Annotated in this window: 14 protein-coding genes; 8 read left to right on the forward strand and 6 right to left on the reverse strand. The window is 60.8% G+C overall.

The features are described 5' to 3' along the window. The 4 genes from CW267_RS27260 to CW267_RS27280 all read left to right on the forward strand — a co-directional run. Positions 1-463, forward strand: a 463-nt coding sequence (locus tag CW267_RS27260) for a PTS transporter subunit EIIC (RefSeq protein ID WP_133124762.1), incomplete at its 5' end; no start/stop codon positions are given. A gap of 262 nt (positions 464-725) precedes the next feature. Continuing rightward, the gene (locus CW267_RS27270) at positions 726-2,063 is read left to right on the forward strand and encodes a maltoporin (RefSeq protein ID WP_008806192.1); all 1,338 of its coding nucleotides are present in this window, start codon (positions 726-728) and stop codon (positions 2,061-2,063) included. Between the two features lie 12 nt (positions 2,064-2,075). After that, complete coding sequence (locus CW267_RS27275; protein WP_100781393.1) at positions 2,076-4,268, forward strand: CBM35 domain-containing protein; 2,193 nt, start codon at positions 2,076-2,078, stop codon at positions 4,266-4,268. Between the two features lie 50 nt (positions 4,269-4,318). Then, positions 4,319-5,719 carry a glycoside hydrolase family 1 protein gene (locus tag CW267_RS27280; RefSeq protein WP_100781392.1) on the forward strand — a complete coding sequence of 467 codons (1,401 nt, stop codon included), beginning with the start codon at positions 4,319-4,321 and terminating at the stop codon, positions 5,717-5,719. A gap of 53 nt (positions 5,720-5,772) precedes the next feature. On the opposite strand, the gene flhA is transcribed toward CW267_RS27280, so the two are convergent. From flhA to hypA, 6 genes are all read right to left on the reverse strand, one after another. Continuing rightward, complete coding sequence (flhA, locus tag CW267_RS27285; protein WP_008806189.1) at positions 5,773-7,845, reverse strand: formate hydrogenlyase transcriptional activator FlhA; 2,073 nt, start codon at positions 7,843-7,845, stop codon at positions 5,773-5,775. 184 nt (positions 7,846-8,029) lie between these two features. Then, positions 8,030-9,040 carry a hydrogenase expression/formation protein HypE gene (hypE, locus tag CW267_RS27290; RefSeq protein ID WP_008806188.1) on the reverse strand — a complete coding sequence of 337 codons (1,011 nt, stop codon included), beginning with the start codon at positions 9,038-9,040 and terminating at the stop codon, positions 8,030-8,032. Then, a complete protein-coding gene (gene hypD / locus CW267_RS27295) occupies positions 9,037-10,158 on the reverse strand; it encodes a hydrogenase formation protein HypD (RefSeq protein WP_012967355.1) in 1,122 nt (373 codons plus the stop codon). Before hypD ends, hypE begins: the two co-directional genes overlap by 4 nt. Continuing rightward, positions 10,158-10,430 (reverse strand): HypC/HybG/HupF family hydrogenase formation chaperone, encoded by a 273-nt coding sequence (locus CW267_RS27300; protein ID WP_022064696.1) that lies wholly within the window; start codon positions 10,428-10,430, stop codon positions 10,158-10,160. The genes hypD and CW267_RS27300 overlap by 1 nt, the downstream gene beginning before the upstream one ends. Further along, positions 10,421-11,293, reverse strand: a complete 873-nt coding sequence (gene hypB, locus CW267_RS27305) for a hydrogenase nickel incorporation protein HypB (protein WP_012967356.1) — start codon at positions 11,291-11,293, stop codon at positions 10,421-10,423. Before hypB ends, CW267_RS27300 begins: the two co-directional genes overlap by 10 nt. Before the next feature lie 3 nt (positions 11,294-11,296). Then, entirely contained in the window at positions 11,297-11,641 is a 345-nt protein-coding gene (gene hypA, locus CW267_RS27310; protein ID WP_100781390.1) for a hydrogenase maturation nickel metallochaperone HypA, read from the reverse strand. Between the two features lie 209 nt (positions 11,642-11,850). Between hypA and hycA the strand changes: the two genes are divergently transcribed. The 4 genes from hycA to CW267_RS27335 all read left to right on the forward strand — a co-directional run. Next, a complete protein-coding gene (gene hycA / locus CW267_RS27315; RefSeq protein ID WP_042946759.1) occupies positions 11,851-12,300 on the forward strand; it encodes a formate hydrogenlyase regulator HycA in 450 nt (149 codons plus the stop codon). Between the two features lie 82 nt (positions 12,301-12,382). Continuing rightward, on the forward strand, positions 12,383-12,991 hold the full coding sequence (locus CW267_RS27325) for a 4Fe-4S dicluster domain-containing protein (protein ID WP_100781389.1): 609 nt from the start codon (positions 12,383-12,385) through the stop codon (positions 12,989-12,991). After that, the gene (hycC, locus tag CW267_RS27330) at positions 12,988-14,814 is read left to right on the forward strand and encodes a formate hydrogenlyase subunit 3 (protein ID WP_012967357.1); all 1,827 of its coding nucleotides are present in this window, start codon (positions 12,988-12,990) and stop codon (positions 14,812-14,814) included. Before CW267_RS27325 ends, hycC begins: the two co-directional genes overlap by 4 nt. A gap of 2 nt (positions 14,815-14,816) precedes the next feature. Further along, a partial coding sequence (locus tag CW267_RS27335) for a respiratory chain complex I subunit 1 family protein (RefSeq protein ID WP_101148681.1) occupies positions 14,817-15,435 on the forward strand: 619 nt, incomplete at its 3' end.

Raw genomic sequence — 15,435 nt, forward strand, 5'->3', positions numbered from 1 at the left:
TTCGCCAACGCTGCCGCATATTTATCTGCAGGGGTTCTGGGATTTTTACCTGCTGATCGGCGGTATTGGCTCCACTTTGCCGCTGGTGCTGATGGCGATGCGCAGCCGCTCGCGGCAGCTGAAAAGCGTGGCAAAAATTGGCCTGCTGCCGTCGCTGTTTAATATCAACGAGCCAATACTGTTTGGTTTTCCGGTAATCATGAACCCGGTTTTTTTACTGCCGTTTCTCTTTGTTCCGCTGATAAATGCCTGTATCGCATGGTATTTAACTCAGCTGGGTATCCTCGACCGCGCGGTGGCGATGCTGCCATGGTCGATGCCTTCCCCGCTGGGGGCAGCATGGTCGGCGAACGGTAGCTGGAAAAATTTGTGCATGAGCCTGTTCGCGATGTTTAACGCCTGGATGCTCTATCGCCCCTTCTTCAAAGTGTACGAACGCCAGCTCGCGGAAACCGAACGCTGACCCCCTCGCCGTCGGCGGCTTATCCCCCGGCGGCACTCATTCACCTGCTCCTCCTTCCGCTCTGCTGCCGGCTCCCGGCGGCATTCTTGTTATTTTATGTGATCAGTCTCACGAATATATTCGTCGCGGAGCGAATTTTGTGAACCAGATAGGCAATTATGGAAAGCGCTTTCCATTAACGGATGTACATTTCCATTTTTGATCCGTAAATTTCCCCTCCGTTATCGGTTCGTGTTAACAAACATAACGTGGGAAAAAAATAATGATAAAGCTGAAACATTCAATACCTCTGGCTCTCCTCTCGCTGGCAGGGGCCAGCAGCCTGGCCTGCGCCGATCCGAAGTATGATTTTGCGCTGCATGGCTATATCCGCTCCGGGATCCTGGCGAACTCCGATGGCAACCGCGCGGACTCCGTCGGCCTGATGCCGGACGGTAAGTGGCGACTGGGCAACGAAGAAGACACCAAGATCGAACTGATCCCCACCGTGACGCTGACGGCGGACAGCGGCGTGGTGGCGAAAGTGCAGGCCAACCTCACTCATCAGTCGAAATGCACCTCCGACTGGAACTGTCAGGATGACGATGGCCATGACGTACAGTTTCGCGAAGGGTTCGCCGAGCTGAGCAATCTGGATTTTGCGCCGGAGATGACCTTCTGGGCCGGTAAGCGCTACAGCAGCTCCAACACCTCCAGCCATCAGTTCGACTGGGAGTACATTCAGTACAACGGCACCGGCGGCGGCTTCGACAACATGGATCTGGGCTTCGCCCGCTTCGACGCCGGGGTGTACGCCTTTTCACCCACCGATGAAACCAAAGCCTACCCGGTGGATAAGGGAGATCAGGGCTACCCGGATGACTATTCCCTCAACCTGTGGCTGAAAAAGATCGCGGGGACAGGCTTCGATCTGGAGCTGATCGGCCACCATATGAACCGTAACGAAAACCACCCGACTTCCGCCGAGAAGGGCTATGGCGTGACCGGTATTTATAACTTTGACGGTTTCTATGGTCTGACCGGAGGCTACTCCCGCCTTGCATTGCAGTACGGGAAAGGGCTGGCGGCGGGTGACTCACTGGGTAAAAACGGCTGGGGCTGGGCCAATCTGGAAAACACTCAGTCCTGGCGAGTGGTGCTGGATAGCGTGGCCTCGATGGGCGACCTGGAGATCTCGACCTTCGCTTTCTGGCAGAAAGATAAAAACTACCGCTGGTGGACGGAAGATGACCATGGCTGGGGACGCTCGATGTGGGTCGCCGGTATCCGCCCTTATCATCAGATCACCCGCAACTTTGCCATGCAGTACGAGCTGGGCTACGAATACCTGGATGACAAAAACTACAAAGGGGTAAACGGCAAAGGCAAAGGCGGCCTGACCAAAGTCACCGTTGCGCCAACCCTGACCTTTGACTCCGGTTTCTGGGCACGCCCGCAGCTGCGCTTCTTCGTCACCTACGCGAAGTGGGATAAAGGTGTCTCCGATGCGCTGGACGGCAACTACAACTGGGATACCAATACCATCACCGCCGGCGGGTATTCCCGCAGTGGCTCTACCGACACCGTTAACTTCGGCGTACAGGCCGAGGTCTGGTTCTAAGGAGAGACAACGATGAAGCCGATGAAAAACCTGCTGCTGATGGGGCTGCTGTCCGCGCTGGGGGCCGGCGGGGCGCTGGCCGCCGAGCGCTCGCACTTTACGCACTTTATCACTCGCGACGGCGCCACCCTCAAGGACGGCGACAAGGTGTTTCGTTTCGCCGGGATCCACGCGCCGGAGCTGCACCGCATTGAAGACGACGCCCGCGGCCCCTGCAGAGCAGACCCGCGCGGCTGGGGACAATACTTTAAATGGCCAACGGCGCAGGAGCAGCAAAACTGGATCCAGGCGATGGTGCAAACCGGGGCGAAAGCCCAGCGCGTCTACGTGCTGTCGGTGCAGCAGGAATTTGATAAAGCCTGCGGGCGCGAGACCCATATTCTGGCGCCGGAAACGGCGGACGGCATGCCGCGGCTGAATGAGAAAGCCATGCGGGTGTATGACAACATGATTGCCGAAGCGGATAAACAGGGATTGCGACTGATCCTGCCGTTTATTGACCACTGGTGGTGGTGGGGCGGGCGTGAGCAGCTGGCGGCGTTCTACCACGAAAAAGCGGAAGACTTTTATCGGACCGATAGCAAGACCTTCAAAGCCTATCTGGATGTGATCCGCCAGGTTATCACCCGGACAAATACTGTCACCGGCCGCGCCTATTATGATGAAAAGGCGATCATGGCCTGGGAAACCGGTAACGAGCTGGAGAATACCAACGCCGATTTCCTGCATCAGACCGCGGCGTGGATTAAAAAATGGGCCCCTCATCAGCTGGTGGTAGATGGTACCTATAAGAAAATCAATTCCTTTGCGCTGACCGACCCCAATGTGGATATCGTCAGCAATCACTATTACACCAATGCCGATAATAACCATCCCGAGCAGGTGACGCAGGATCTGCGCGCCGTCGGCGGGCAAAAAGTCTATCTCGTCGGCGAGTTTGGCCTGCTGCCGGCGGATCAACTGAACGCCATTATGCAGTCGATCGTTCACAGCGACGTCAACGGGGCGCAAGCCGCCGGCGGGCTTATCTGGGGCTTCCGCGGCCATCGTCACGACGGCGGCTTCTACTGGCATAAGGAGTCGACCGGGCACTACAGTTACCACCTGCCGGGGTTTGCCAAAGAAGGCGAAGCGAACCAGGAGCAGGCGGTGGTCGATCTGGTGCGCAGGGCCGCGGCGCAGATGGCCGGGCAGCAGACGATGGCGCCGCTGCCTAAGCCGGACGCGCCTTTGCTGCGCGAGACCACCTCGCCCTTCGCGATCAACTGGATGGGAGCCGCGGTGGGACGCAGCTACGATGTCGAACGCGCCGCCTCGCCGACCGGGCCGTGGACGGTGGTGGGCCGGGATATCTCCGATGGCGTTAACGAATGGAATCCGGAAACCATGGTTCTGTTCCGCGACGATTATCATCAGCTTCAGCTCGGGCATACGTATTACTACCGGGTGACGGCGAAAAACGAGAGCGGTCGTTCGGCCCCTTCCAATGTGATTAGCGTGCAGCATAGCGAGGAGAATCAGCCGCCGGTTGTCACGCTGGAACCGGCCCTAACCACCACGCAGGACCAGGGCGTCGAGCTTACAGCCAGCTGGCAGGACGATGGCCTGCCGTCGCGAGAGGTTAAGGTGGGCTGGCAGCACGCCGGCGATGGCCAGGTGCATTTCTGCCATGCCGATCGGGCTCAAACCCGGGCCTGGTTTACGACGCCAGGTACCTATGCGCTGACGTTCACGGCGGACGATGGGCTGCTGAAAAGCAGCAAAACCGTGACCGTGACGGTGGGCGAAGCGACGGGGAAAGCGCCAGCAGATTTTTGTCGTTATTACGGCGAAGTTTATGGCGTGGCTGAGGGTCGGCTGACGGTGATGAAGAGTGATAAAGACGCGCTGACAGTTGGCGAGGACGGCTTCCTCGGCCCATTTGCCAACGAGGGGGATAAGATCAGCTGGCAGGTGCAGGCGCCGTGGAGCGGTCAGTTCCTGCTCAATGTAACCTTCAACGGCAAATGGGGCGGTAAGCAGAACTCATTTGTCGTCAACGGGGGCGCTCCGCAGGCCGTGGCCTTCCCGCAGACGGATGAGCAGGGCCAGCAGTTGCGGATACCGGTGACGCTTAACGCGGGGACTAATCAGATTGACTTCGGCCGCTTCGCCGGCGACTGGGGCTATATGTTCATTAAATCGATCGAAGTGGTCGCAGAGTAGTACGTTCAGGCTGCGCCAGACGGGCGCAGCCTTTTTTCGAAGGAGAGGTTATGCAGCAATATCAGTTTCCGCAAGGGTTTCTGTGGGGGGCGGCGGCGTCCGGCCCGCAAACGGAAGGGGTCACCAATAAGCGCCATCGTTCCATCTGGGATAGCTGGTTTGCCGAACAACCGGAGCGATTTTATCAGCAGGTAGGGCCGCAAACCGTATGTGATACTTATCATCAGTATCCGCAGGACGTGGCGCTAATGAAACAGACCGGCTTCAACTCGTTTCGCACCTCGATACAGTGGTCACGACTGATCGCTGATTTGGAAACCGGTGCGCCGGACCCGGACGCGGTGCGTTTTTATCACGCCTATCTCGATGAGATGATCGCCAACGGCATTGAGCCGATGATCAATCTCTACCACTTTGATATGCCGGAAGCGCTGCAGAAACAGTACGGCGGCTTTGAATCGGCGCACGTGGCCGAGCTGTTTGCCCGCTTTGCCCGCACCGCCTTTAGCCTGTTTGGCCATAAGGTTAAATACTGGATAACCTTCAACGAGCCGATTGTGCCGGTTGAGGGAGGCTACCTGTACGACTTCCACTATCCGTGTAAGAAAGATGGCCGGCTGGCGGCGCAGGTGGCGTTTAACATTATGCTGGCGCACGCCAAAGCGGTAACGGCTTATCGTGAACTGGCGCTGGCGGGCGAGATCGGCGTGGTGCTCAACCTGACCCCGAGCTATACCCTCACTGACAGCGACGCGGATAAAAAAGCCGCCGGGTATGCCGACCTGTTTTTTAACCGCAGCTTCCTTGACCCGCTGGTAAAACATGAATTCCCCAAAGCGCTGTGCGAGATCCTCGCCGCCCACGACTGCCTGCCGACGACCAGCAAAGACGACGTGGCGTTGATCCTCAGCGCGGAAATCGATTTTCTTGGGGTGAACTATTACGTGCCGCGGCGGGTAAAAGCGCGTGAGGGCGAATATGATCTCGATTATTTCACCCCGGAATACTATTTCGAAAACGCGGTGAACCCGCAGGGCCGCTTTAATCCCTATCGTGATAACAACGAGATCCTGCCGCAGGCGATCTATGACATTGCCGCCAATATTCGCGATAACTACGGCAATATTAAGTGGTATCTCGCGGAAATCGGCATCGCGATGGATCGACAATCAGAGGGAGAGCCCGGGGCGGACGGGGTGATAGACGATACTTTCCGCATCGAGCTGATGGAGGAGCATCTGGTGCAGCTGCACCGCGCCATTGCCGACGGCGCGAACTGCTTTGGCGTACACCAGTGGACGTTTATCGACAACTGGTCGTGGATCAATGCCTTCAAACGACGCTACGGCTTCTGGCGACTGGATCTGGAGACCGGCGAGCGACAGATAAAACGCAATGCGCTGTGGTTTGCCGAACTGGCGACCAGCAACGGTTTTACCAGCGATAAATAGCGCGCTGCGCCAGCGCTCCCTCTCACCGGCGCGGAAAGGGGGAGCGCACGAGGTTACACCAGTTCGTCTTTATTAATACCCAGCCGCTTCATGCGCGACAGGAGCGTGGTGCGCTTGAGCCCCAGCCGCTGGGCGGCGCCTTTCGGCCCGGCCACCACGCCGTTGCTCTCCTTCAGCACCCGGACGATCAGCTGATATTCATCCTCACCTTCCTCAGGCAGGACCGCCGGCGTTCGAGGAACTTCCACGATCTCCCGCTCCGGCAGGGAGAGCTGCAGTACGTTGCCGCGGGTGAGTAACACCGCCCGTTCGATAACGTTTTCCAGCTCGCGTACGTTGCCCGGCCACTCCATCCGCGTCAGGGTGCGCAGGGTTTCCGCCGGAATGCTGTCGATGTTGCGCCCCATGCGGCGGGCGATTTTAAAGGTAAAGGCCTTCACCAGCAGCGGAATATCGTCGGGACGTTCGCGCAGCGGCGGCAGGTGGATGGGGAACACGTTGAGCCGATAGTAGAGATCGCTGCGGAATTCCCTGTCGATAACCATCTGCTTGAGATCGCGGTTGGTGGCGGCGATCAGCCGGACGTCGGTCTGGATCAGCTTGTTGCTCCCCAGACGTTCGAACTCCTGCTCCTGGAGGACGCGCAGCAGTTTAGGTTGCAACTCCAGCGGCATATCGCCCACTTCATCAAGGAACAGGGAGCTTTTGTCCGCCAGCTCGAAGCGGCCGATACGCTGGGCGCTGGCCCCAGTGAACGCGCCGCGTTCGTGGCCGAACAGATCGCTCTCCAGCAGCCCGGCGGGCATCGCGGCGCAGTTCATCTTCACCATCCGTCGACCGTTACGCCCGCTGAGGTTGTGGATGGCGCGGGCGATAAGCTCTTTACCGGTGCCGGTTTCGCCGAGGATCAGCACGGTGCTGTCGCTGTGCGCCACCATCTCGACCTGTTTGAGCACATTGTTCATCGCCTCGCTGCGGCCGATGATCTCGCCGAATTCGCTCTCGACATTATTGAGCTGCTCGGTGAGGGCGAGGTTCTCATCCACCAGCCGCTCTTTCAGGCGCTGAATTTCGCGGTAGGCGAGGGCGTTATCGATAGCGATCGATACCCGCTCGGCGATCTGCCGCAGCAGCTTGAGATTGGTGGTGGTGAAGACCTGTTCGTCGCACTGCGCCAGCTTCAGCACCCCGAGCAGGGTATTGCCGGACATCAGCGGCAGCAGGCACAGGGTCTGGATCTTATTGCCCCACATCTCGAAGAGCATTTTCTCATACGGCGCGAGGGTGTCATGCTCGTGCAGGTTGAGCAGCAGCATCTCTTTGCTTTTGAACACGCGCTCGGTGAGGGTACCAGCTTCATCCACCTCGCTCTGGTCGTGGACGGGATGGCTGGCGTCAAGATAATGCGTGGAATAGATGTTGAGCTTCCCTTTGCGGTCGCTGCGCAGCACCACGCTGATGGCGTCGATCCGGAAGTAGCGATGGATCTCTTTCGCCACCTCGCTGACCAGCTCGTCGATATCCAGGCGTGAGAGCACCGCGTTGGTGATCGCCACCAGGATGCGAAAGTTGTCGCGCTCGTGGCACAGCAGATCGTAATCGACGTTATTGCTGACCCGGTTCTGAATTTGCTCGGTGACGACGGCGACGATCTGCGTGAAGGTATGCAGCCGCTGGAACTCTTTCTCGCTCCACGGCCGGTTGTCACGGCGCAGAAATTCACAGCCGCCGAAGATCCGCCCATCAGCCGCCAGCGGCAGCAGCGAGTAGTACCCGAACGGGCGATAGAGCCCGCTGCGGATAAGCTGCGGCCAGGTGTCGGCAAAGGTCTCGTGGTCGCAATGCAGGGCATCCGGCCGGGAGAGTAAGCGGCGCACCGGACCGTGGGCGAGCACGGTTTCGTCCTCGTAGCTCACCGGGTGACCGGCTTCATCGCAGGCGTACCTGGCCGCGCGGTGGTTACCCGCGTTCCACAGGATGATGGCCGCCTCGTCGGCGAGCGCTGACTGTTGCACCAGGCGGGTGAGAGTTTCGCTCAGCGCGGCCAGATCGGGCTGCTGTAATAAAAGCCGGGTGATATCGAACAGCCCTTGCTGGCCGAGATCGCTCATCGGTGTATACGACATTGCTTACGTCCAAAACGCGCCGACAACGTGGCGCATAAGAAAATGATGGTACAAATAATAGTATGTTAATAAAGCGGTTATTGCCGCTTTAACCCCGGCTCGCGCTGCGCTTAGCCGGGCTACGTGCGCGCAGTTTTGTAGCCCGGATAAGGCGCCAGCCGCTATCCGGGACCCGACGCCGTCGTTAACAAATTCTCGGCAGCGGCTCGGCGTGGGGAAGATCGAGCGTACGCTTCACGCCGTACAGCCCAACGGAACGCACGCCCGGGCGGTCGACCACTTCGCCGATTATCGCCGCATCGCGTCCCAGTGGGTGAGACCGCAAATGCGCTAGCACGTTTTCCGCGGCCTCGCGGGCGACGGCGAGCACCAGTTTGCCTTCATTGGCGAAGTTCAGGGCGTCCAGCCCAAGCAGTTCGCAGACGCCGCGCACCGTATCGTTGACCGGCAGCGTTGCCTCCTGCAGTTCGATGCCGCAGCCGCTGGCGGCGGCGAACTCATGGGCGACGGCATTGACCCCGCCGCGGGTGGCGTCGCGCAGAGCTTTCACTCCACTCAGTGGCCGCAGGGTCTGGATAAGCGGCGTCAGCACCGCGCAATCGCTGGACAGCGCGCCGTCCAGCCCCATCTGCTCGCGCAGGTTAAGGATGGTGGCGCCATGATCCCCCAGCGTGCCGCTGACCAGCAGCACATCACCGGCGCTAATCTGCTGCGTCCCCCAGCGAACGTCCGCCGGGATGGCGCCGATGCCGGCGGTGTTAATAAACAGCTTATCCGCCGCGCCGCGCGGCACCACTTTAGTGTCGCCGGTGACGATGGCGATCCCTGCCGCCCGGGCGGTGTCGGCCATGCTGGCGACCACCGCTTCCAGGGTGGCCATCTCCAGCCCCTCTTCGAGAATAAAGCCGCAGGAAAGATAGCGGGGGATGGCGCCGCTGACCGCCACATCGTTGGCGGTACCGCAGACGGCCAGCTTGCCGATATTGCCGCCGGGAAAGAACAGCGGGTCAATCACGTAGCTGTCGGTGGAGAAGGCGAGGCGGTCCCCCTGGGCGGCGAGCGCCGCCAGATCGAGGCGCGCCTGATCCTCCTGCTCCGCCAGCCAGGGGTTGGCGAAGGCCTGCATAAACAGGTCGCCGATCAGCTGCTGCATTGCCTGACCGCCGCTACCGTGGGCTAACTGGACGCTTTTCATGCTTCATTTTCCTGACTGCGATATTGATACCAGGCGGCGCAGGCCCCTTCTGAGGAGACCATCAGCGCGCCAAAGGCGCTTTGCGGATTGCAGGTGCGGGCGAAGAGCGGGCACTGGTGCGGTTTACAGCGGCCGGTCAGCACCTCGCCGCAGCGGGCCCGCGGGTCGTCGCACACGCGCTGCGGCGCCGGGCGGAAATGCGCCTCGGCATCGAAGCGCTGATAGGCTGGCGTAAGCTGCACGCCGGAGTCGCTAATGACCCCCAGGCCGCGCCATTCGCTGTCGCCATCCAGGCGAAAGACGTCGGCCATCGCCGCTTGCGCCAGCGGGTTGCCGGCATCCGGCACCACGCGACGGTACTGATTTTCCACATCGCTGCGCTGCGCTATTGTCTGCTCAACCAGCATCACCGCGCCTTGCAGTAGATCAAGCGGTTCGAAACCAGCGACCACTAAAGGACGATGATAGTCGCTGGCGATAAAGCCGTAGGCTTCGGTGCCGATCACCATACTGACGTGGCCCGGGGCGAGAAAGGCGTCGATACTGTTGTCCGGCTGATCCAGCAGGCTGCGCAGGGTCGGCAGCAGGGTGATGTGCTGGCAAAAAAAGTAGAAGTTATCGACGTTGCGCTCCCGCGCCTGACGCAGGGTGAGGGCGGTGGCGGGCATGGTGGTTTCGAAACCGAGGCCGAAAAAGACCACCTCACGCTGCGGGTTTTGCTGCGCCAGCCGCAGGGCGTCCATCGGCGAGTAAACGATGCGGACATCGGCGCCGCGGGATTTCGCCTGCAGCAGCGAGCCGTTTTTACCTGGCACGCGCATGGCGTCGCCGAAGGTGCAGAAGATGACCCCCGGACGGCTGGCAATCTCAATGCAGGCATCGATGCGCCCCATCGGCAGGACGCACACCGGGCAGCCTGGCCCATGAATAAATTCGATATTCTCCGGCAACAGCTGGTCGAGCCCGAATTTAAAAATGGCATGAGTATGGCCGCCGCAGACCTCCATGATGCGTAGCGGTCGCGCGGCGGTGTGCGGCAGCAGACGCGCACGCTGCTGAAGATGCGCCACCAGCTGCATCACCTGTTCGGGGGCGCGGTATTCGTCAACGTAACGCATTATCGCTCCTCGCCATACAGCAGCGCGCCGACGTCCGGCTCCACATCGAACATATTTTGCAGCGCCTCGAGAGTGTCGCGCGCTTCGGCTTCATTGATCACGCTCATGGCGAACCCAACGTGCACCAGCACCCACTGGCCGAGACGCGTCTGACCCTGCTCGTCAACGGCGCCCACCAGCGTCAGGTCGACGTCGCGCTGAATGCCACAGACTTCCACCTTCGCCAGCACGCCGTCGATGGCGCAAATTTGTCCCGGAATGCCTATGCACATCGCTGCGTCTCCAGCCAGGTGAGCCACTGCTCCATGCCTTCGCCGCTGGTGGCCGAGAGGAGAATAATCTCAATTTGCGGATTGACCTCACGGGCGCAGGCCAGGCACTTCTCAACGTCGAAATTGAGATACGGCAGCAGGTCGACTTTGTTGAGCAGCATCAGGCTGGCGGCGGCAAACATATGTGGATATTTCAGCGGTTTGTCTTCGCCTTCGGTGACCGACAGCACCGCCACCTTATGGCGTTCGCCGAGATCAAAGCTGGCCGGGCAGACCAGGTTGCCGACGTTTTCGATAAACAGAATGCCGTGGTCAGCCAGCGGCAGGCGCGGGGCGGCGTCGGCGATCATCTGGGCATCGAGATGGCAGCCTTTCCCGGTATTGACCTGAATCGCCGGGGTGCCGGTGGCGCGAATGCGGGCGGCGTCATTGACCGTTTGCTGATCGCCTTCAATCACCGCGCAGTCGGCGCGTCCTTTCAGCCGGGTGAGGGTTTCGGTCAGCAGGGTGGTTTTACCGGAGCCGGGGCTGGAAACCAGATTCAGCACCAGCTGCTGTTTCGCCGCAAAGCGTGCGCGGTTGCGCGCCGCCAGACGGTTGTTTTTATCCAGCACGTCGATCTCCACTTCCAGCATCCGCCGCTGGCTCTGCCCCGGGGCGTGAGTCCCAGCCTCTCCATGGCCGTAATGCAGGTCGCCCTCTGGCGTGCGGGTGGGGGCGAAGTGATCGGTTTTGACACCGGTGATGGTCATCGTCTGGCGTGGGGCGGGCGCGAAGGGGGCGCTGCGGAACGCGGAATGCGGATTTCGTTCGTCTCCTTCAATATAGAGGTTGCCTTCGCCACAGCCGCATGTTGTACACATAGTTTACTCCAGTTCTAAACGCTTAATCTGTAAGCCGTCATCCGCCACGATCTGTAGCTGGTCGTTATTGCAGAGCGGGCAGCGGCGGACGTGCTGCGAGACAAGATGGACGTACTGCTGGCAGCGTTCGCACCAGCATTCAGCCTGTTGTTCGGCGATATGCAGTTCGCACCCCTCCGCCAGCGTGCCCCGGCAGACCAGCTCAAAGCAGAAGGTCAGGGCGCTGGCTTCCACGCAGGAAAATGCGCCGACCTTGAGCCACACGCCGGTCACCCGTCGCGCGCCGGCCTGCTGCGCCTGTTGTTCAATAATTTCCAGCGCCCGCTGGCTGAGGGTGATTTCGTGCATAGTCGCCTCCGTATCGCAATGCGCCTTGTATGCAATAACGATGCCAGAATGAAATCGTCGTGGCCGTCGATGTCGATGTCGACGCCCCGGGGCTGTCATCGACATGTCACGTCGGCAGGGATGAATACAAAAACATAGTTAAATCAATTAAATAAAACCTGGCATGAAAAATGCTTAGAGGGTGCATCTCATGCAACGGAGAAACCGATATGACTATTTGGGAAATAAGTGAAAAGGCGGATTACATCGCCGACCGTCACCGGCAGCAGCAGGAGCAGTGGCACATCTACTGTAACTCGCTGGTTCAGGGGATCACCTTGTCGAAGGCCCGCCTGCATCACGCGATGAGCTGCGCGCCGGATAAAGAGCTGTGCTTCGTGCTGTTCGGCCATTTTCAGGTGTTTGTCGCGCTGGCGGAAGGCTTTAACAGCCACACCATCGAATACTACGTCGAAAACAAAGGCGGCGGTGATAAGTACCTGATTGCTCAGGCCTCGCTGGCGGCAGATGGCACGGTGGACGGGCGGATCAGCAACCGCTCCCGCGACCAGGTGCTGGAGCACTATCTGGCGATTATCGCCACCGTCTATGACCGTCTGTATGACGCCATGGAGCAAGACCAACCGGTGGATTTAAGCCATCTGGCCCTGACCCACTGATCGCGAGGTGTCGACACGTGTCGAAAATGACACCTGCGCAACCTGATTTCGTCAAAAGTGACTTTCACCCGAGGATGACCCGGTGAACCGTTTTGTAATTGCTGACTCCACTGTCTGTATCGGCTGCCGCACCTGCGAAGCCGCCTGCTCTGAGACGCATCGCCAGCACGGCCTGCAGGCTATGCCGCGGCTGCAGGTGATGCGTAATGAAAAAGAATCGGCACCGCAGATGTGCCACCACTGCGAAGATGCCCCCTGCGCCGCTGTCTGTCCGGTTAACGCCATCCAGCGCGTCGATGGCGCCGTCCAGCTCAACGAGAGCCTGTGCGTAAGCTGCAAACTGTGCGGCATTGCCTGCCCGTTTGGCGCCATCGAATTTTCCGGCAGCCGCCCGCTGGATATCCCGGCGAATGCCAATACCCGGCTGGCCCCCCCCGCGCCGCCGGCGCCGGCCCGCGTCAGCTCGCTGCTCGACTGGGTGCCCGGCGTGCGCGCCATTGCTGTGAAATGCGACCTCTGCCACTTCGATGACCAGGGCCCGGCCTGCGTGCGGACCTGCCCGACCAACGCGCTGATGCTGGTGGATAGCCGGGATATCGCCCAGGCCAGCAAGCGTAAACGCCAGCTGACCTTTAATACCGACCTTGGCGACTTGTCGCTGTTCCAGGCGCAACAGGGGGAGAGGGAATGAGTGTAATGGGATTAGTCAATCAGGCGGTGATGTGGTACGCCGCCAGCGCCGTGCTGGCCTTTGTGTTTGCCATGCGTAAACCGCTCAGCGGCGCTATTGCCGGGATCGGCGGCGCGGTGGCCAGCGCCATGCTGGTGGTTGCCGGCGGCGCAGCGCTCTTGATGCCGGAACGGATCCACGGCGGCATGCTGCAGTTTCTGCATCTGACGATGCGGGTGGGCGGTGTCAACGCGCTGTGGCTGCTGGCCATCGGCCTGTCGGCGCTGCCGGTGTCGCTGTTCAATATTAGCTGGCATCGCCATCCGCAGGTGAAGGCCAACGGCCTGCTGGTCAACCTGCTGCTGGCCGCCGCCACCTGCGCGGTGGTGGTGACCAATATCGGTTCGCTGGTGGTGATGGCGGAGATCATGGCGCTCTGCGCGGCGTTTCTCACCGGCTGCGCCGCTTCCGGTAAGCTGTGGTTTGCCCTGGGGCGTCTCGGCACGTTGCTGATGGCCTGGACCTGCTGGCTGGTATGGTCGACCTACGGCACTCTCGAGCTGGCGCAGATCAACCTCCAGGCGGTGGATATGATGCAGAACCCGCTGCTGTGGCTACCGGGGCTGGTGGGTTTCGCCCTGCTGGCCGGGGCGATCCCGCTGCACGGCTGGGCGCCGCAGGCTCACGCCGGGGCCAGCGCGCCGGCCGCCGCGCTGTTTTCCACCGTGGTGATGAAGGTCGGTCTCTACGGCATGCTGACCGTCTCGCTGGCCGGCGGCGTGCCGCCGCTGTGGTGGGGCGTCATGCTGCTGGCGCTGGGGATGATCACCGCCTTTATCGGCGGGCTGTATGCCCTGATGGAGCATAACATTCAGCGTCTGCTGGCCTATCACACCCTCGAGAACATCGGCATCATCCTGCTGGGGCTGGGCGCCTTTGTTACCGGCGTGGCAACCCGCAACAGCACGCTGATGGTGCTGGGTTTTATCGGCGGTATGTATCACCTGATTAACCACAGCCTGTTCAAAACCACGCTGTTCCTCGGCGCCGGGGCGGTGTGGTTCCGTACCGGCCATCGCGATATCGAGAAGCTGGGCGGCATCGGTAAAAAAATGCCGCTGATCTCCCTCGCCATGCTGGTAGGACTGATGGCAATGGCGGCCCTGCCGCCGCTGAACGGCTTCGCCGGCGAGTGGGTTATCTACCAGTCCTTCTTCAAAATGAGCACCGGCGACCTGTTTATTGGCCGTCTGCTGGGGCCGCTGCTGGCCGTCGGCCTGGCGATCACCGGCGCATTGGCGGTGATGTGTATGGCGAAAGTCTATGGCGTGACCTTCCTCGGCGCGCCGCGGACGAAAGAGGCGGAAAACGCCACCTGCGCCCCCTGGCTGATGACCCTGAGCGTAATACTGGCGGCGGTCTTCTGCCTCGTTGGCGGCATCGCCGCGCCGTGGCTGCTGCCGCTGGTGAGCGGCGCCTTCCCGGTGCAGGCTCAGGTATCGAGCGTGGTATCGCAGCCGATGATCGCGCTGCTGCTTATCGCCTGCCCGCTGCTGCCGTTCCTGCTGATGATCTTCTTTAAAGGCGATCGCCTGGCGGCGCGCTCGCGCGGCGCGGCGTGGGTCTGCGGTTACGACCACGAGCAGTCGATGGTGGTGACGGCCCACGGCTTTGCCATGCCGGTGAAAGAAGCCTTTGCGCCGCTGCTGAAGCTGCGCCACTGGCTAAACCCGGTGCGTCTGGTGCCGGGCTGGCAATCGGCCTCGGCGCCGGCGCTGCTGCGCGGGATCGCGCTGGTTGAGCTGGCGGTGCTGGTGGTGATTGTCATTTCGCGAGGAGCCTGAGAATGAGTCTGTTAATTGCATTGCTACAGGCGCTGGTGCTGTTTGCCGTCGCGCCGCTGTTGTCCGGGATCGTTCGCGTCGCCCGCGCGCGGCTGCATAACCGCCGCGGACCGGGGGTACTGCAGGAGTATCGCGATATCCTGAAACTGCTGGGCCGTCAGAGCGTGGGTCCTGACGCCTCTGGCTGGGTGTTCCGCCTGACGCCGTACGTCATGGTCGGCGTGATGCTGACCATCGCCACCGCGCTGCCGGTGGTGACGGTGGACTCTCCGCTGCCGGTGCTCGGGGATCTCATCACCCTGATCTACCTGTTCGCCATCGCCCGTTTCTTCTTTGCTATTTCCGGTCTGGACACCGGCAGCCCGTTTACCGCGCTGGGCAGCAGTCGCGAAGCGATGCTCGGCGTGCTGGTGGAGCCGATCCTGCTGCTGGGCCTGTGGGTGGCGGCGCAGGTCGCCGGCTCGACCCATATCAGCACCATCACCGATACCCTTTACCACTGGCCGGCGGCGCACAGCATTCCACTGATTCTGGCGCTGTGCGCCTGCGCCTTCGCCACCTTTATCGAGATGGGCAAACTGCCGTTCGATCTGGCGGAAGCGGAGCAGGAGCTGCAGGAGG

This window comes from Klebsiella sp. X1-16S-Nf21, from assembly GCF_002837615.1.
In the GTDB taxonomy this organism is placed as follows: Bacteria; Pseudomonadota; Gammaproteobacteria; order Enterobacterales; family Enterobacteriaceae; genus Klebsiella; species Klebsiella variicola.

What these genes read in the sequence shown, in the direction of transcription:
- CW267_RS27270 (WP_008806192.1), top strand. Translation starts at nt 726, where the DNA reads ATGATAAAGCTGAAACATTCAATACCTCTGGCTCTCCTCTCGCTGGCA.
- CW267_RS27275 (WP_100781393.1), top strand. Translation starts at nt 2,076, where the DNA reads ATGAAGCCGATGAAAAACCTGCTGCTGATGGGGCTGCTGTCCGCGCTG.
- CW267_RS27280 (WP_100781392.1), top strand. Translation starts at nt 4,319, where the DNA reads ATGCAGCAATATCAGTTTCCGCAAGGGTTTCTGTGGGGGGCGGCGGCG.
- flhA (WP_008806189.1), bottom strand. Translation starts at nt 7,845, where the DNA reads ATGTCGTATACACCGATGAGCGATCTCGGCCAGCAAGGGCTGTTCGAT.
- hypE (WP_008806188.1), bottom strand. Translation starts at nt 9,040, where the DNA reads ATGAAAAGCGTCCAGTTAGCCCACGGTAGCGGCGGTCAGGCAATGCAG.
- hypD (WP_012967355.1), bottom strand. Translation starts at nt 10,158, where the DNA reads ATGCGTTACGTTGACGAATACCGCGCCCCCGAACAGGTGATGCAGCTG.
- CW267_RS27300 (WP_022064696.1), bottom strand. Translation starts at nt 10,430, where the DNA reads ATGTGCATAGGCATTCCGGGACAAATTTGCGCCATCGACGGCGTGCTG.
- hypB (WP_012967356.1), bottom strand. Translation starts at nt 11,293, where the DNA reads ATGTGTACAACATGCGGCTGTGGCGAAGGCAACCTCTATATTGAAGGA.
- hypA (WP_100781390.1), bottom strand. Translation starts at nt 11,641, where the DNA reads ATGCACGAAATCACCCTCAGCCAGCGGGCGCTGGAAATTATTGAACAA.
- hycA (WP_042946759.1), top strand. Translation starts at nt 11,851, where the DNA reads ATGACTATTTGGGAAATAAGTGAAAAGGCGGATTACATCGCCGACCGT.
- hycC (WP_012967357.1), top strand. Translation starts at nt 12,988, where the DNA reads ATGAGTGTAATGGGATTAGTCAATCAGGCGGTGATGTGGTACGCCGCC.